At 45.7% G+C, this 17921-nt stretch carries 16 protein-coding genes; 7 read left to right on the top strand and 9 right to left on the bottom strand.

Annotated features, from left to right (window positions below; genetic code table 11):
• Positions 1–246: 246 nt before the first annotated feature.
• From FHS17_RS25875 to FHS17_RS25865, 3 genes are read right to left on the bottom strand one after another with little or no spacing between them, the layout of a single operon-like run.
• Positions 247–2028 (bottom strand): response regulator, encoded by a 1782-nt coding sequence (locus FHS17_RS25875; protein ID WP_167281493.1) that lies wholly within the window; start codon positions 2026–2028, stop codon positions 247–249.
• On the bottom strand, positions 2000–2842 hold the full coding sequence (locus tag FHS17_RS25870) for a CheR family methyltransferase (RefSeq protein ID WP_167281490.1): 843 nt from the start codon (positions 2840–2842) through the stop codon (positions 2000–2002). Before FHS17_RS25870 ends, FHS17_RS25875 begins: the two co-directional genes overlap by 29 nt.
• 12 nt (positions 2843–2854) lie before the next feature.
• Positions 2855–5518 (bottom strand): response regulator, encoded by a 2664-nt coding sequence (locus FHS17_RS25865; RefSeq protein WP_167281488.1) that lies wholly within the window; start codon positions 5516–5518, stop codon positions 2855–2857.
• Positions 5519–5754: 236 nt separating this feature from the next.
• Here FHS17_RS25865 and FHS17_RS25860 point away from each other — a divergent pair, with 236 nt between their 5' ends.
• Together FHS17_RS25860 and FHS17_RS25855 are read left to right on the top strand one after the other, a co-directional pair.
• A complete protein-coding gene (locus tag FHS17_RS25860; RefSeq protein WP_208420573.1) occupies positions 5755–7227 on the top strand; it encodes a circularly permuted type 2 ATP-grasp protein in 1473 nt (490 codons plus the stop codon).
• Positions 7228–7262: 35 nt separating this feature from the next.
• Positions 7263–8237, top strand: a complete 975-nt coding sequence (locus FHS17_RS25855) for an alpha-E domain-containing protein (protein ID WP_167281486.1) — start codon at positions 7263–7265, stop codon at positions 8235–8237.
• Between the two features lie 5 nt (positions 8238–8242).
• Here FHS17_RS25855 and FHS17_RS25850 read toward each other — a convergent pair whose 3' ends face one another.
• Together FHS17_RS25850 and FHS17_RS25845 are read right to left on the bottom strand one after the other, a co-directional pair.
• Entirely contained in the window at positions 8243–8707 is a 465-nt protein-coding gene (locus FHS17_RS25850) for a DUF2975 domain-containing protein (RefSeq protein ID WP_167281484.1), read from the bottom strand.
• Between the two features lie 174 nt (positions 8708–8881).
• Entirely contained in the window at positions 8882–10201 is a 1320-nt protein-coding gene (locus tag FHS17_RS25845) for an alpha-L-fucosidase (RefSeq protein ID WP_167281481.1), read from the bottom strand.
• Positions 10202–10323: 122 nt separating this feature from the next.
• Here FHS17_RS25845 and FHS17_RS25840 point away from each other — a divergent pair, with 122 nt between their 5' ends.
• The 3 genes from FHS17_RS25840 to FHS17_RS25830 all read left to right on the top strand — a co-directional run bounded on the left by FHS17_RS25840 (position 10324) and on the right by FHS17_RS25830 (position 12852).
• Positions 10324–11169 (top strand): helix-turn-helix transcriptional regulator, encoded by an 846-nt coding sequence (locus tag FHS17_RS25840; RefSeq protein ID WP_167281479.1) that lies wholly within the window; start codon positions 10324–10326, stop codon positions 11167–11169.
• Between the two features lie 133 nt (positions 11170–11302).
• Positions 11303–11746: an SgcJ/EcaC family oxidoreductase gene (locus tag FHS17_RS25835; protein ID WP_167281477.1), complete on the top strand. Its 444-nt coding sequence runs from the start codon at positions 11303–11305 to the stop codon at positions 11744–11746.
• 203 nt (positions 11747–11949) lie between these two features.
• Positions 11950–12852: a phosphotransferase gene (locus tag FHS17_RS25830; RefSeq protein WP_167281474.1), complete on the top strand. Its 903-nt coding sequence runs from the start codon at positions 11950–11952 to the stop codon at positions 12850–12852.
• A 48-nt stretch (positions 12853–12900) separates the two neighbouring features.
• Here FHS17_RS25830 and FHS17_RS25825 read toward each other — a convergent pair whose 3' ends face one another.
• A complete protein-coding gene (locus tag FHS17_RS25825; RefSeq protein ID WP_167281472.1) occupies positions 12901–14412 on the bottom strand; it encodes a malate:quinone oxidoreductase in 1512 nt (503 codons plus the stop codon).
• Between the two features lie 319 nt (positions 14413–14731).
• On the bottom strand, positions 14732–15088 hold the full coding sequence (locus tag FHS17_RS25820; RefSeq protein WP_167281469.1) for a winged helix-turn-helix transcriptional regulator: 357 nt from the start codon (positions 15086–15088) through the stop codon (positions 14732–14734).
• Between the two features lie 144 nt (positions 15089–15232).
• On the opposite strand from FHS17_RS25820, the gene FHS17_RS25815 reads away from it, so the two are divergent.
• Positions 15233–15874, top strand: coding sequence for an NAD(P)-dependent oxidoreductase (locus tag FHS17_RS25815; protein ID WP_167281466.1), 642 nt, complete (start codon positions 15233–15235; stop codon positions 15872–15874).
• 39 nt (positions 15875–15913) lie between these two features.
• On the opposite strand, the gene FHS17_RS25810 is transcribed toward FHS17_RS25815, so the two are convergent.
• On the bottom strand, positions 15914–16624 hold the full coding sequence (locus FHS17_RS25810; protein WP_167281464.1) for a TetR/AcrR family transcriptional regulator C-terminal domain-containing protein: 711 nt from the start codon (positions 16622–16624) through the stop codon (positions 15914–15916).
• 100 nt (positions 16625–16724) lie between these two features.
• Between FHS17_RS25810 and FHS17_RS25805 the strand changes: the two genes are divergently transcribed.
• Complete coding sequence (locus FHS17_RS25805) at positions 16725–17084, top strand: VOC family protein (protein WP_167281461.1); 360 nt, start codon at positions 16725–16727, stop codon at positions 17082–17084.
• 46 nt (positions 17085–17130) lie between these two features.
• Here the strand turns inward: FHS17_RS25805 and FHS17_RS25800 are convergent, their stop codons facing one another.
• On the bottom strand, positions 17131–17916 hold the full coding sequence (locus FHS17_RS25800; RefSeq protein WP_167281459.1) for a GNAT family N-acetyltransferase: 786 nt from the start codon (positions 17914–17916) through the stop codon (positions 17131–17133).
• Positions 17917–17921: the final 5 nt, after the last annotated feature.

Genomic DNA, 17921 nt, shown 5'->3' with positions numbered 1-17921 from the left:
ATAAGAGCGAATATACTGTATTAAATACAACATAGCTGGTCAACAGCCCCATTGATACTTGATTATACTGTAGAAAATACAACATACGGCGGCAGATGAGGTGCAGGGTGCCCTTAGTGGGGTGCAGGCCTAGGTAAATCACACGTACGATCATAGCGCGCATAGACATAAGCATCCACCGAAAACAAAGAACAGACCCCCTCTAACCAAAGAGGAGGTCTGTTCTACTTTCTACTTCTATTCACGCTACAATCTGAAATTCACAGAGAATGTCGTTCCCCACTCGCTGGTCTGTACTTTAATGACTGCGTCATGCCGGGAGGCAATGCCATAGCTGACGGATAGACCAAGGCCGGTTCCACTCGACTTCGTGCTGAAGAACGGCGTACCGAGCTTTTCAAGGAATTCTTCCTTAATGCCGCTTCCTTGATCTATGACCTCCATGACAACTTCCTTATCGTTGGAGTAAGTCTTAATCGTTAAGATACCTCCGAGTGGCATCGCGTCTAGTCCGTTCAGGACAAGATTCAGCACCAGCTGGCGGATCTCCTTCTCATCGAGTTGAATAGGCGGGCATTCTCCCAGATCCAGTGCAATATCGTGATTGCCTGTCATCGCCTTGGATTGAATGAGTGGGAATAACGTTTCAATAACGGTGTTGATCTGCTTGAGCTTGCGACTCGTTGGAGCCTGCGCACCTACAGATAGAAACTCGGTTACGATATTGTGTACGCGGTCGAGCTCTTCAATCATAATGTCGGTATATTCCTTCGATGGGTTGCTCTTCGACAGCTGCAGGAATCCACGGACAGTTGTCATCGGATTACGGATCTCATGAACAATCCCAGCAGCCATTTCTCCTGTAATGTTGAGCCGGTCAAGCCGCGTAATTTCCTTCTCCAGAAACACACGCTCGGAAATATCGGTCACCACACTAAGGAGACATTCCTCTCCATGCACTTGCATCACTTCACTCGACAGTAAGCCATCACGCAAATCACCAGATTTGGTCATATAGCGGATACGTATATTGCGAACCGGCTCCCATGGGTTATGACGATTCGAAGCCGAATCGCCCCTCTCCTCTGTTTCCACAATATATTGCAGCAGATCTGAGGTTTGATTCATCAATTCAATTCCTTCAAAACCAGTAGCCTGCAGCAGGCTCTCATTCACATTAATATATCGCTGATCCTTTATCGATCTTAGGGCGATCAAGCAGGGCGTCGTATCGAAAATTTTACGGAAACGCTCCTCTTCCATCATTTTGCGATCGGTTACATCACGGATCGAGCAGACGTATAGCTGTTGCCCAACAATACTGGCTTTACCAATCTGTACATCAACAGGGAACGGAACAGAGTCCTTACGAACTGCCGTTGTTTCGATCAGGTGAGTTCCTTGAAGATTCTCAGCACTTAGCAAAGTAGACATAGCAGGTACGATCTGATCGATATGCTGCCCTGCCAGTTTATCTGGCGTATAACCAAACATCTTGGCCGCAGTAGGATTTAAGGTCTGCATAATGCCATACTCATCAACGGTTACGATCGTGTCATTAGACGTCTCCCCTATAACCTTAAGCAGCTCATTTTGCAGCTTAATCTGCTCCTGATATTGATACATTTGAACAAAAGCTTCGATCTTCATTTTTAACGTTTCAGGATGGAACGGTTTGAAAATATAATCGATTGCGCCAACGGAATAGCCATGCTTCACATGCTCTGCCGCCTGGCTGATCGCTGTAATAAAGATGATTGGCACATACTTAGAGCGCTCTCTCATCTTAATGAGACGAGCGGTTTCGAATCCGTTCATACCTGGCATCTGAACATCCAGCAGGATAACCGCAAAGTCTGTTGTTAGAACATGACGGAGCGCTTCTTCTCCGGAATGAGCCGAGAACAAGCGGTAATTGGGGGAAGCCAGTATCGCTTCAAGCGCGATCAGATTTTCCGGCCGATCGTCTACCATTAATATATTGACCGTGGATACGGCGCTATTTAATTTTGCGGTAAAGCTTTTCATTAGGCTCCATCTCCTTGTAACAGTCTGTAAAGCTGGTAAAGGTCATGCTTTCCTTATGCCCAAGTCCCAGAAACCCGGAAGGGGACAAGCTCTCATAGAACAGTTCATGAACACGATTCTGAAGATGGGAATTAAAGTAGATCATCACATTACGGCAAATAATAACGTGAAATTCATTAAAGGATTCATCAACCGCCAGATTATGCTGGGCAAAGGTGATTTTTTCCCCTAGGAAGGTTCGGAATTTCGCATACTCATTCGCATAGGAGAGATAATCCTCAATCGAACCCTTGCCGCCGGACAGCTTATAGTTTTGGGCATATTGCTCCAAGCGCTCGAGAGGAAAGGATCCCAGCTTCGCTTCTTCAACGACCGCTTCATTCATATCCGTGGCATAAATTCTTGTCTTCTCTAGCAAGCCTTCCTCATGCAGCAGGATTGCCATCGAATAGGCTTCTTCACCTGTTGAGCAGCCCGCGTGCCAGATCCGGATAAGAGAATAATCCTGCAGTTGGGGGACTATGGTATGTCGGAATGCTGTGAAGAAGCTTGGATCACGGAACAACTCCGTCACATTAATGGAGAAATCACTAGCCAGCCTCTTAAAAATAAGTCGATCATGCAAAACCTTCTCCTGCAAGCCGGATATCGTCTTCAGACGTTCTGCCCGGATGCGGTACCATATTCGACGGCGTATGGTCGGCAGGACATAGTTGCGGAAGTCTACACCGTAATACCGGTAGAGAGCTTCAAGCAGCAGCTCAATTTCAATCCGCTCGAGCTCCTCGAGCGGTTCCTTCTCATTCGTGCACAAATGCCTTACCACCTATCTGCTCAGCCAAGTATGTATGCGGGCGAACAACTGCTCCAGCTTGACGGGCTTGCTCATGTAATCAGATGCACCTGCTTCGATGCATTTGTCCTTGTCGTCTTTCATCGCTTTGGCCGTTAACGCAATAATCGGCAGCGATACGAAGCCTGGCATTTGCCGCAAGGTGCGCATCGTCTCATAGCCATCCATTTCAGGCAGCATAATATCCATCAGAATTAGATCAACATCCGGATTTTCCTTCAACACTTTCAAGCACGAAAGTCCATTCTCAGCAAAAAGGACATTGACTTGTTTACTTTCCAGGGCGATGGTTGTGGCGTATATATTTCGCATATCATCGTCGACAATTAATATTTTTTTGCCGACCCATACCGCGTCATCCAGCTCACTCTCAAGGTCTTGTGGTTCAGCTATGATCTCAGGCTCCAGCTCGGCTACTGCGGCAGCAGATTCTTGATGAACAATTGTGGCTCCCTCGGCTTCTTCCTCATGAGGCAATACTAGCGAGAACACACTTCCTTTGCCAACCGCACTGCTCACATTAATCTCTCCATTCAACAAATGAGCCATATTGATGCTGATCGACAGCCCAAGTCCCGTCCCTCCGTATCTCCGATTGGTTGTCCCATCCGCCTGTTGGAACGCCTGGAAGATCAGCTCCTGCTTCTCTTTCGGTATTCCAATACCAGTATCCGTGATGGAGAAGGCAACTCCCGAATGGGATAGAGAGCCTATGTGAGCACGATGAATATGCAGCTTCACTTCACCCCGCTCGGTGAATTTGAAGGCGTTGGACAGCAGGTTCTTAATAATCTGCAATAGACGCTGCTCATCCGTGAAGATAGCCTGCGGCAGATCTGGATCCAGGACCGTTGTGAACTTGAGACCTTTCTGACGGGCAACCGGGAGAAACTGCTGCTCGGCGAATTCGCTGATTTCATGCAGACAGACCTTTCCGTTTACGAGATCGATTTTACCCGCTTCGACCTTAGCCAAATCGAGGATATCGTTAATTAATTGGAGCAGATCATTACCGGAATGATGAATCGTATTCGCATATTTGACCTGGTGCTCGTTCAGATTGCCTTCTACATTGGTTGCCAGAATATTAGACAGGATGAGCAGACTGTTCAATGGTGTTCGAAGCTCATGAGACATATTAGCCAGGAACTCCGATTTATACTGAGAGCTAAGCGACAGCTGCCTTGCTTTTTCCTCCAGCTGCGTCTTGGTCTTCTCCAGCTCCCGCGTCTTCTGCTCAGAGTTCTTGTACTGCTCCTCCAGCTTCTCATTAATTCCACGAAGTTCTTCCGATTGAGTCTGCAGTTCTTCAGTCAGAACTTGTGATTCTGCCAGCAATTGTTCAACCTGCATGCGTCCAGAGATACTACTTAGTACACTGCCAAGATGTGCGGATGCCTGCTGCAGCAACGTTTGTTGAATATGGCTGAATGGATGGAATGAGGCTACTTCGATAACCCCAACCACCTGGCCTTCGAAATGGATCGGCATAATCAGCAGACTGGCTGGTGCGGCTTTTCCTAATCCCGACGTAATTTGAATATAGTTGTCCGGGAGATTGTTCAGCAGAATCGTCCTGTTTTCCAAGGCTGCTTGCCCAACGAGCCCCTCACCAGTCTTAAACGATTCCACTCCGATACCGGTCTGTTGATAGGCATACGAAGCCAGCTTGCTTAACTGTTGACGCCGGCCTGCGCCTTCTTTCAAGTAGAATACGCCATAACTCGCTTCAACGAGTGGTGTAATGGTGGTGATAAACAGTTGTGCCAATGCTTCTAAATGATTGATTCCTTGGAACTTTGTAGCCATTTCGGCGACGTTGGTCTCAAGCCAGCGCTGCTCTTCTTCAAGAATCGAATATTTATTAAGCGTGATAGCCATCTCATTAAAGGACCGGGCAATATCGCCAATCTCGTCCTGTGAACGGACTTGTATTTGAGGTAGTTTGGAGGCTGTATTGGAATCGTGGGTAAAACCTGTAATAACACTAGTAATTTTGAAAAGATTCCTCGTGATGCGTTGAGATAGTAAGAGTCCAATCAGCAGAGTTAATAGAAAGGTAACAACAGTAAGAATAGCGGTCATCGTGTTAACGAAGTCCACCATGGAGGCATTTTTGGCTCTTTCTTGATCTAATAATTGCTGTTGATGATTTACAAAAGCTTTAGAAAGCGGCCCCAGCTCTTCCCCTATTGGAAGTACAGCCGTTTTGAAATAGGCGAGTGCCGTCTCCTGATCATGATCCTTCTCCAGATTAACGAGCAGCTCATCAGAAGCTCTAATGAAGGATTCGTCCGTATTCGCCAGCTCCTGGAACGCTTCCTGCACATCAGGCTTAATGATCAGGTTATCCACCTCATCAACAAGGGCCGTCATTTGTGTATTTGAGGAACGAAGCTCTGTCAGAAAATCAGGGTCTTGCGTCAGCAAATAGCCCCTCAGGCTGTTCGTTTGCTGAACAGACAAATACTGAATTTCCGTAGCTTTGCTGAGCACGGCTACCCGCCTGTCAATTAATTCATCAAAGGATTGATTGAGTTTATCGTTGTAAATGTACGCCGTTATATTCACAGCTGTTACAAAGAAAGCAACGGATAAAAAGCTGACAAGCAGCTTACTTCTAATCGTAAACCTCATGAAACACCTCTCTATTCATTTCCTTTATATTACTATTGTTACTATTAAGTGAATATAGCAAAAAGTACTAGTTATACGGCAATTCCCATTTGTCACAAAATAGACACATTTAAGCAAGGGGTTTCGACATACATTCAATGATTGGTTGCTCTATACTTGCGTTATTATCCGAATGTCACAATAACTAACACACTCATAATGAATGAAGCAATAAGAACAATGGAGGGATTTCTGTCATGGCCATGCTTATGATGAAGGATAACATGAACCAGCTCTTCGCTGATTATGAACATCCGGCTTTTTACGATGAAATGTTTGAAGGGCGAGGTAAAGGCAGAACCCACTACGGTGCTATCCTGCAGCGGTTGTCCAAAATGGGGCTGGAAGAACTAAAAAAGCGTGACGCCATGATGCAAGAAGAAATGGTCAAGCAAGGAATTACCTTTACCCTATACAGCAATAATCCGGAAGAAGCCTCGCAAGAGAGGACCATTCCTTTTGATATGATGCCGAGGGTCATTACCTCGGATGAATGGCTTCATCTGAATCAAGGCCTGAAGCAGCGGGTCAAAGCTTTGAATCTTTTTATATGGGACATCTATCATGAGCAAAATATATTAAAAGACGGACTCATTCCTTCCGATATGGTTCTGAATAATCCTTATTATGTGCCAGAGATGGCTGGAGTAGATGTTCCAAACCGCACTTATATCCCATTATCCGGTATTGATATTATTCGCGGCCATTCTGGAGAATTTTATGTCCTCGAGGATAATCTTCGAACCCCTTCAGGCCTTTCCTACGTGTATAAGAACCGGGCTCTCACAACAACCTTACTTCCCGAATTGTTCTTCGATCAACGAGTTCGCAGTATCGATCAAGGAATGAACGCCCTGCTCTCTAGCCTTCGCAGCTTAGCTCCGAATTCTAAACCAGACCCTCGCGTAGTGTTACTTACTCCAGGCATTTATAACTCCGCCTATTATGACCATACTTTTCTGGCGCAGGAAATGGGAATTGACTTGGCCCAAGGCAGCGACCTGATTGTCAAAGACCGGGTTGTCTATATGAAAAGCAGCGATGGACTTCGCCAAGTTGATGTCATTTACCGCCGAATTGACGATGAATATTTGGATCCTCAAGTTTTCCGCAAAGATTCCTTACTGGGTGTACCAGGACTCATGGATGCCTATCTTACCGGTAATGTGGCATTAGCGAATGCCCCTGGAACAGGTGTAGCTGATGATAAAGCGGTGTATGCATATGTGCCGGATATGATCCGTTACTACCTCAAGGAAGAACCCATCTTGAACAATGTTCCCACTTATATTTTAACAAGACCTCATGAGAGAGAATATGTGCTGTCGCGCTTATCCGATATGGTCGTCAAAGAAAGGTCCTTATCTGGGGGGTACGGCATGCTGATCGGGCCAACGGCCACGGAAGAAGAAATCAAGGCTTTTGCTGAGAAAATCGTCCAGCATCCGGAGCGTTATATTGCGCAGCCTACCGTAAAGCTGTCGTGCAGCCCATCACTTACCGGCGGCCGTGTTGCTCCCCGTCATATTGATCTTCGCGCTTTTACCTTCATGGGCTCCGAAACGTATGTCGTCCCGGGTGGCTTAACCCGTGTGGCATTGAAGGAAGGCTCTCTTGTCGTCAATTCATCGCAAGGCGGCGGTACAAAGGATACATGGGTGTTAGCCTAATCCGGCATTATAAATTTCACTAAGAGGTGGAAAAAATGATAAATCGTTATGCGGAACTCCTGCTCCTGATCGGACGTCTTCTAGAGAGAGCAGATAACTATTCCCGCGTTATTAATGTCTACTATAGTATGCGTGATGAGCTGGTCGAAGAGGAGCAAGGCTATACATGGGAACGGCTTGCTGCGGCCGTAGGTGATGTCGAGGAATTTAGACGGGTGCAGCCACAGGCGAGTGAGTGGTCTGTCCTTCACTACCTGACATTCGAACGCTCAAATGAGGATAGTATTTTTTCCTGCGTCCAGCAGGCTAGAACCCATATCCGTACCTTAAGGCCAATGCTGCCCGTTGAGCTGTGGGATATTATCAATTCCTTCTATTTATGGCTGAAGGAACAGGAAGTTAATAAGATGATGCCGCAGTCTCCTTATATGTTTTATAAACGGATCAGCGAATGGCTCTCGATGTTTAACGGTGCGGCGGATTCTACTATGGTTCGTGGACAAGGCTGGAATCTCGTTCAATCCGGGAAATTCCTGGAACGATTAAACAGTACCGTCCGCATTATACATGCCACTTATGGCAACCTGCTGAAGGATGCGAAGCAGCTTAATGAGGAAGCCCGCTATAATCGATTCCTTGTGCTCCTGAAATCCTGCGGCGGCTATGAAGCCTTCCGCAAATTCCATGCTCAGGACGTCCGGCTCGCTGAAGTGACAGAATTCCTGCTTCGAAATGCTGAATTCCCGCGCTCCGTCCGATTCGCGATTGATTCTCTGGCCAGCTGTGTGGAGGTTAATCCGGTTGTAAATCAATCCATCAAAACATTATCCATCCAAACAAGTGATGTCCTCGCTTGTATACGTGCCAACAAACAGCGTTATGGTGATAATGTGACCGAGGAAGTGCAGCTGCTCCTGCAGCAGTTGCTGCATTCCCAAGGTGATCTAGGATCGTTTATTGCCGAGGCATGTTTACAAGTGGAGGAGCAGCAGGATACTGTGGAAATATGAAAGGGTTATATATTCAAAGCATTTTTTATTGGCTTTTGAAGGACATCCACAATCGCCGTGATCATACTTGTTGCTAAAATACCCAATAGACATAACGGTACAGGAGCTGCATCACCACCTGTAACTTTAGCGCATATCTTCAAGCTTACTATTGCTAATAAAAAGAGGAAAATGACTGCAATCGTACATTTTTTTATAATTTGCAAAGATTTAAGCGATAATTCAGAGAAAGCATTGTTCTTTTCGATGCAGGTTAGTAGTTTATAGGCGTGATACAGCGCAACAGACAACGCGATACAGAATCCGTATGCACATACTAAAAAGGGGATTAGGAAGTAAGCTGTATCGGGATGAACTCTTGCGTCTTTAATAGTTATCCCAGGCAACGAGATACACAATGCAAGCACTGCAATTCCTGCCAGAAAAATAATAATCTTCAAGAAAGTGGTTGAGCCCCGTTTAACGTTCATTTCTAACACCTCACTATATAATGACAATATGATCTTATCATTTGATTTATCGTTTTTCAATAAATTAGTATCGTATTATATTTTATTATTATTGTTATTTAAATATCCTTATCATTTTATTAAAAATAAAAAGAGACCCTCCATATAAGGAGAGTCTCTTATATTTAAATTACCTTATTCCTCAATCAGTGTAATCTCAACGACCGTATCCCGCTCATCCGGGAGCGGATAAGTCGAGTGCTCGGGTCTAGCAAAGTTGAAGAAAGCATCCTCCTGATACAGAGATGCATTCCACGGACGCGAGACGAACACCTCGGCGCCGTCCGACAGCAGTCTCGCGTGCTTCACGCGGCCCGCCAAACCGACCAAATTGATAGGACCAACACTTTCCTCAAAGAGATGCGCGTACAGTTTATTCCCCTTACGCGTATATCTGCCCCATTCCGGCTTCGTTAGACCAGCTTCACCGCAGCCGTAAATGCTATCTCCGTTCCTGCGTATCCATTGGCCAACTTCCTCCAGGATTTCGAGGGATTCACGCGGAATCTCACCCTTCGCGTCAGGCCCAACGTTCAATAGCAGGTTGCCGTTCTTGCTGACGCATTCCACGAGCTTGCGGATCACCGTCTTAGCCGACTTATACGTAAGGTCTGCGGCGCTATAACCCCAGTTGTTGTTCAGCGTAATACACGCTTCCCAAGGAATGGAGTTACCCGCTTCATCCGTGATGCCGCTTGGCGGAATAATCTGCTCCGGAGAGGCAAAGTCACCGGAGTATAAGCTCGGATTATCCGTGTAGATCGAGCCGCCTTCTTCACCGCTTGCTTCAAGACGGTTGTCTACGATGATGTGCGGCTGAATAGAACGGATCATCTCCATGAGCTCCGTAGCACGCCATGCTTCTCCCTTAAGCTCGCCATAGGAGAAGTCGAACCACATAATATCGAGCTTGCCATAGCCGGTCAGCAATTCTTTGACTTGGCCGTGCATATAGTTCAGATAATTGACGAATCGCTCGGGATCACGCTTGTACTCCTCATTTTCCCGCATCGGGTGAATCTGATCCCCATACGCCGGATAGTCCGGATGATGCCAATCTAGCAGCGAATAATATAAGCCAACCTTCAGCCCTTCTTCGCGGAAGGCGTCAAGGAACTCTCTTACCAAATCCCTTCCGGATTTCGTGTTCGTAGACTTGTAATCCGTCAGTTGACTGTCGAACAGACAGAATCCGTCATGGTGCTTGGCTGTAAGTACTGCATATTTCATCCCCGCCGCTTTGGCCGCCTTCGCCCATGCCTTTGGATCATAGCGTTCCGGGTTGAATTCATCAAAGTAGACCTGATAGTCCTCATTGCTGATTCGTTCAGCATTTCTTACCCATTCCCCGCGTGCAGGAATGGCGTACAGCCCCCAGTGGATGAACATGCCAAAGCGGTCCTGAAGAAACCACTTCGTGCGCTCGGTTCGCTGCTCGATATAAGATTGACTCATTGGAAAGGATCGCCTCCATAGCATCTGATATACCCTTAGTCTAACAATGATTTGTGCTATGATATAGGCAGTAAATTAGCTAGTATGGGGATCAGATTAACCTAAGTTGAGGTGTCCACCGCATGCCGCTTAACCAAAACCCAGAGTTTCTAAATGAGATGCTTCAGCACCTGCAGGTACATCTGGAGGAAGCTTATTATACCGAATGCTCACCGCAATGGCGCGAGCTGGATTACGTTCCTAAGTACAATAAGTTTTATCTGATCTGCGAGGGAGAGGGCTGGCTGCGAATAGACGGAGAGGAATACCGTCCTGTCCCAGGCCAGCTGGTCCATATGCCCGCTCACGTTCTGCAATCCTATTCCACTGTAAGCGATAAGCCTTATGCGAAATATTGGTGCCATTTTACCGCCACGATGGGAGAAATGGATCTTTTCCAATGGGTAGATGCTCCTTCTATCTTAGATATCCCTCCCCCGCTCATGGACAGGCTGATGTCGCTATTCCGTGAGTTGAGCAGCTTGTACCAGAATCGAAGTTACCTGGCGCGAATCCGGGAAAAAGCCATTCTGCTCGAGATCATCGCCCTGTTCCTGTCCGAATCTAATACCCATCTTCGATTTGTACCGGGGCGGCTTGGCGAGATCGAACGATTAAAGCAGATTGAGACTTTTATCGAAGCTAATCTATCTGAATCCCTCACGCTGGAGCAGCTGGCTAAGCATGTTCATCTTCACCCGAACTATCTCGTCCGTTATTTCAATAAACATTTTGCCGTCTCCCCGCTCAAATACATCAATCGCAAGCGAATGCAGAAAGCCAAGTCGCTCCTAGGCGCAACCGATCTGACCATTAAAGAAATCGCGGAAGCTGTCGGCTACCCCGATACGAATCATTTTGCCAAGGCTTTCCGCAAAGAAGCGAGCTGCTCTCCAACCGAGTATCGCCTGCGGGCGGGGCGGATCTGAAACAAGTGAAGATTAAGTGATTCCCTATCCGTCGCCAGTCTGAGACAGCTTCCATCCTTGGGGCGATTATCTCTTTGCTGCTTTGCTCTATAATGAGGGACAAAGAACAATCGTCTAGGGAGGATTGAGGTTAATGCTCGATAATCGAGAGGATATTCAGGCGATACATGAGGTGTTTTCTGCCTTATCCCTTGCTTGGCAGCAGGGCAATGGGAAGGCGTATAGCGAAATCTTCACGCCTGATGCGGACTATGTGACCTTCTTTGGCCAACACTTAAAGGGCCGAAACGAAATCGATCACGCCCATCAAGCCTTATGGAATGGTCCGTTACGTGGTTCAAGACTTATTGCGGACTCCAATGATATGAAGTTACGCTTCTTAACCCCCGAGTTAGCGATTGCACATGCCACTGGAGCAGTTATGATGCGATGGCAAAAGAAAGCTCCAGCGAGCCGCGATTCCATTAACACAAACGTGTTAGTGAAGCAAAATGGCGAGTGGAAAATTGCCGCTTTCCATAACTGCCGTATCAAAAAATTCAATTGGCTGACACGCCGTTTGTTTAAAGTGGAATAATATCATTTTATAGTACAAAAAAAAGGGTTGTCCCCAAACGCGGGGGCAGCCCTTTTGACTATGTAGACATAAAAAAAGAGTCCCAAATTTTTCCAAGACCTTATTCAACATCATAACAGACAGGAAATGTTCAGTCTATATCTTTTTCACCAAATATGTAAAAATATGTTCCAACACTACAATCTACGGGGGTGGAGCTTTCAATGATACCAGCATGCTTATCTGAATATCGTTCGTTGATTCCAGTATTAAATGACGTTGCGGAATGGTCACTGTTAAGGAAATGGGCACTTTCTGAAGTATTCAGAGTAAGGCTCCTAACAGGAGAGTCTCGAATTATTAAATGGGGCGGCAATGAAATGGCTGGCGAAGCCTGCATTTATCGAGAACTGGTACAACCTTTGCAAATCAAAGCACCTCAGATTTTCGAATTTGTTGAGCTGAAGGATAGCGGAGTTATGATTATGGAGGATGCAGGTCACACTAACCTGGAAGTTGAACCACAGCCCACTCATTTTCTTGAAGCAGCCAGGGAGCTGGCAAGGTTAAGAGAACGAGCATCAATGAACGTAGAAAAAAGGCTCCCAAAACCCGTTATCGATACTTATTACGTCTCCATAGGCCAGTTTCTAGACCTGCTTAATAACCTGCTGAAATCGGAAAAGCTAGCTGATTCCGAAGTGCTGCAGAAGCTAAAGGTTGAATTGCCCCATCACTTGGAAAGATTGTATCACACGGTACCTGTTACACTCGTTCACCATGATTATCATGCCAAAAACCTCGTCATTGGGCATCAGGGCATTATGCCGATTGATTGGGCGCTGGCCTATTTAAGCCCTCATCTTGGCGACTTGTACTGCCTGATTACAGAGGCCGAGGCCTACAGCAATCTAGCTAGAGAAGATATTCTTACAGCCTACCTTGAAGTAACGGATATACCAACTGACCAACTGAACTGGCAAGTGTCCGTAGGCGGCTTATGCTGGCTGATCAAAACCTTACGATGGCTGGTTTATGGAGGAACAGAAATCATTCCTGGATCCGAGGCATGGATTCCAGATCTAATGAGTGATGTCGAGCTGCTATATCAGGAAATTAGAACATAAAAAGAAGCCATCCATTGTTGAGTCAACAATGGACGGCTTCCTTAACCTCTATGCTAATGCCGATGCAGATGTAGATGATTTTTTACTTACTAAGCCAAGAGCCTCGTTCGTTGTTGCATTGATTTGCTTAATCAGCTCTGGTTGTTGCAGGAGCTTCGCGCCATAAGATGGAATCATTTCTTTAAGCTTAGGCTCCCACTCTTTCATATGCTGCGGGAAGCAATTGTTGATCACTTCAAGCATGACAGATACTGCTGTCGAAGCACCTGGCGAAGCGCCAAGCAATGCAGCGACCGAACCGTCAGCGGCATTAATAACTTCTGTACCAAACTGAAGAGTTCCTTTACCTGCATTCGTTTCTTTAATAATTTGTACACGTTGGCCTGCAACGAGCAGTTCCCAATCTTCGCTCTTCGCGTTCGGGATGAATTCTCGCAGAGCTTCCATACGCTGCTCTTTCGACAACATCAGCTGTTTGACCAGGTAAGTTGTCAAAGACATATTTTTCGCGCCTGCCGCCAGCATATTCGTAAGGTTATGCGGTTTGACAGAAGTGATCAGATCCATGTTCGATCCATATTTCAGGAACTTTGGCGTGAAGCCGGCAAATGGGCCAAAGAACAACGATTCTTTGTTGTCGATTACGCGTGTATCCAGATGCGGTACGGACATTGGTGGTGCGCCAACTGGAGCTTGGCCGTAAACTTTCGCACGATGCTGAGCCACAACCTCCGGTTTTTTACACACCATGAAAAGACCGCTAACAGGGAATCCGCCGATGCCTTTTCCTTCGGGAATGCCGGTTTTCTGCAACAGATGCAGACTTCCGCCGCCACCACCGATAAAGACGAACTTGGCATTAATGCGATCCTTGCTGCCGTTCTCCATGTTCCGAACTTTCAGTTCCCAAGAGCCATCATTCGCACGTTTAATATCATCTACATTATGGTTGAAGTTTATGTCAACGTTCTGCTTCTTTAATTGATTAAACAGAATGCGCGTTAAAGCGCCAAAGTTAACATCCGTTCCCGTTTCAATTCTAGTAGCCGCGATTGGTTGATCCACTTTACGGTCTTTCATCATAAGCGGAATCCATTCAGCCAGCTTCGCTGGTACATCGGAAAATTCCATTCCTTCAAACAATGGATTAACCGACAACGCTTCAAACCGTTTCTTCAAGAAGGTTACATCCTTTTCCCCTTGCACAAAGCTCATATGAGGAACGGGTACAATAAAGTCCCGCGGGCTGCGGATCAGATTGCTGTTAACAAGATAGGACCAGAACTGCTTGGAAACCTGGAACTCTTCATTAACCTTATTCGCTTTGCTAACATCGATGGATCCGTCCGGCTTCTCTGTTGTGTAGTTCAGTTCGCATAGCGAAGAGTGCCCGGTACCTGCATTATTCCATTCGTTAGAGCTTTCCTCACCTGCGCTTCCACGCCGTTCAAACACTGTAATCTCCCAGTCCGGTACTAGTTCTTTCAGTAGTGAACCGAGAGTCGCACTCATGATTCCGGCACCAATTAATACAACGTCTGTTTTCGTTTGTTTGCTCATTTCAACCGTCCTTATACCCTTCGATTTGCAGAAAGGATGCAACACTCCTGCTTATCACACATCTTTTCTGTATCCATAATTAAACTGATTATATTGTAGTGCTACGATCAATGAATAAAAGTATCTACTCCTATTATACGATAGTTTCAAGGTATAATCGACGCTATTTCGACATGATTTTTTAACCATTCCCTGAACAATTCTCCACAAAAGCATTCGAATTTGCTCATAAAATAACAAAACCGCTCCTAAGTTTGGAGTGGTTTCCATTGAAGTTCAGCTTAACACTTTATTGGGTATATCCCATAAGCTGTAATGTTTAGCGAACGGTCTTCCTGTTTACTGCATGCTTCTTGCCCCACTCGCCCATCCTTTCGAGGATCGGAATAAATTCTTTCCCTGCTTCGGTAAGGGAGTACTCAACTTTTGGCGGCACCTCTTGGTACACCTTTCTGTTGATCATTTGATCCTTCTCCAGCTCTCTAAGCTGACTGGTCAAGATAGCCTTCGATATGCCTGGGACAAGTCTTTGAAGCTCGCCAAACCGTCTTGTCTCCCTCAAATGCCACAAAATGAGGATCTTCCATTTGCCTGCAATCACGTTTTGCGTCTCCGTTACGGGGCATACTTCAACTTGTTCGACTGGAACTTCCCCTTCGAATGAACTTCGAGCCATGCTGAATCCCTCTCTTCTCTCATGGTTCTGTTTTTATGACTATGTTATAAAATAGTGACTACTTTTAAAAATCGAACTATTGAAATAATATAGGATTATGCTTAACCACACAACTTATCCATCAAAAAACTGGAGGAATAGATCATGAACATTGGTATCATTGGTGCAAACGGCAAAGTCGGAAGCCTTATTATGCAGGAAGCTTTAAATAGAGGTCATGAAGTGACCGCTATTGTTAGGAACTCCGCAAAAATAAGTGAGACAACTGTTAATGTGCTCGAAAGGGATATTTTTCATTTAACCGCCGCTGATCTGAAAGCATTCGACGTGATTGTTAACACGTTTAAAGCAGCAGATGGTGAAGAACATCTCTATATCGATGCCGGAAGAGCTTTGGTTCAAGCTTTAAAAGATGCCCCAAACACAAAGCTGATCGTTGTTGGAGGTGCCGGAAGCCTCTACGTCGATGAACAAAAAACAACCAAACTGATGGATACACCGGAGTTCCCGGATTTCGTCTACCCTACTGCTTCTAACGCCGGCAAACAGCTGGAGGAATTGAAGAAGGAGACTTCCATTAAATGGACGTACATCAGCCCTGCTGCTTTCTTTGATCCAATTGGAAAAAGAACAGGTTCCTACACGAAGGGCCTCGATCATGTCATCTTAAATAGCCAAGGCCAAAGCTACGTCAGCTATGCCGACTATGCAATTGCCGTACTTGATGAAATTGAAAATCCGCAGCATGTGAATAAAAGATTTACGCTTGTAGGCGAAGCGGAATAAATACAAGAGGCACCCGTGAGGGTGCCTTTTACTTTTGTATTAACCTTTTTCCTGCGAAAGTCTGGAGGATAACCCGTCTATTAACACGCTGATCCCAAAATGAAATTCTTTCTCCCAATCCGGCTTTGTCGTGTAAGACGCTAAACGGATCATATTAGGAAACTGCTCCTGTGGCAATTGGCTGTAGAACTGATCGTACTGATCACTCATCTCTTCATAAGAGGAATGGTGGTTCTCAGCAGTAGCTCTAAGCTGGGCATCTTCGGCAACAAATCCTAACACATAATTTTTCAAGATAGAAGCAGCCCATGGAACTTGCATGTCCAGGAAACCCGCCGACACTAATATTTGATATAGCTTTTCGATTTGGATTAACCTCTCATAGCCATTTGCAATCGTCTGATTAAACAGCTCTACCGTATCTCTATGCGAAAGCAGAATCGCTCTGAACTGCTCGGCCCATTGATACAGCTGTTCCCGCCAATCAAGCGAAGGCTCTGGCCATACCATCCCTCCACATATTCGGTCAGAGAGAAGCTGCATTAATTCCTCTTTATCTTTTACATGATAATATAGGGAGGCTGTTTTCACCTGCAATTTGTCCGCTATCTTCCTCATACTTAATTCTTTTAGTCCAACCTCATCTAATAACTGAAGGGCAGTATCCAGAATCCGTCTTCGATCAAGCGGAACATAGCTCAAATCGATCTCCCCACCTGGCTGTTGGGTGTACGTTCGTCGTCTTGCCACACGGCTCACCTCTTTCACTTGCAGTATACCATTGCCTTGACTTTCTAACACCATTAGATTATTCTAACACCATTAGATTAAAGGAGTGGATATATACAAAATGAAACTTAATCACTTGAACTTATGTGTTATCGATTTGTCTGAGGCCATCTTATTTTTTCAAACGGTTTTTGATTTTAAACTTACCGATCAAAAAGGAAATGCTATTGCTGTCATGAATGACAGTCATGGATTTACCCTAGTGCTCAGCAGTATGCGTTCTGGCGAGAATGGCTACCCGAAGGATTTCCATTTGGGATTCTATGTCGACACAACAAGCGAGGTTGATCAGTTCTATCAGAAGCTTGGAGAACTCGGAATGGCATCCGAACAAACACCTGGTATGATGCGAGGCGGATACACGCTTTACTTCACGGCGCTTGGCGGTATTCTCTTTGAAGTAACTTGTCTAAACCCATAAGACAACAAAAAGCAGGGCACTACGTAGAGTGCCCTGCAGATGAACCTTAAGTTATAGACTGTGCTTTCACCTCTATATTTAACAGCCTTGTCTTCGTCACCATACCCGCGCTCTCCAAGGTGCGCTTGGAGGCTTCGTTATAATACCAGCAGCCGCATATCGCGGTTACGCCATGATCTTTGCACCATTTGCGCAAATTCACGATAATTGCCTTCCCGATCCCCTGCTTCCTGAAAGCTTCATTCGTAAACATCCCTATGCTGGCGAATCCATCAAACATTTTGGATGAATCCATGATTCCGATACCAAGCAGATCCGTGCCTCTGTAATAGACGAACAGCAGCTTTTTGGCTATCCACTGGTCATAATCATTCAAGAAATCCCCGCACACCTGCTGTATGGTTGGAAGATCAGCCTCTACCGCAAGTCGGAATACTTCCTCGCCTTCATCAAAGCGTGCCGCAATATCTATCTGACTATCTTGGAAGAAGTAAGCCTGCTTGTTGATCTTAAAATCCTGATCGACGGCTAGACTTAAGAACAATTCATCGCAGGTCGGTACGAACAGATTTTTAACAGCATGCCGCTCCAGCGCTTCAAGAAATAATCGCTGTGCATGCATCAAATAAGATTGCCGGATATAAAACTGTGTAAGCAGTTCCTGATTGTGTATCGCGTAATATCCGATATCCTCCGGACCGTCCTGAATCCGGTAAAAGGCTGAGGATAGAATATGGTCTTCCAAAAAGGAATCAAACGGCGAGGACAATCCCTCCAGATACTCGGTAACAAGGTGTTGAATTTCATCGTATGTGCATGAATGAATGACCATATCGC

Origin of the sequence: Paenibacillus lupini (assembly GCF_011761355.1) — a bacterium.
GTDB lineage: Bacteria > Bacillota > Bacilli > Paenibacillales > Paenibacillaceae > Pristimantibacillus > Pristimantibacillus lupini.
Note: the sequence above shows the minus strand (reverse complement) of the source record. Positions and strands in the feature narration are given on the sequence as shown.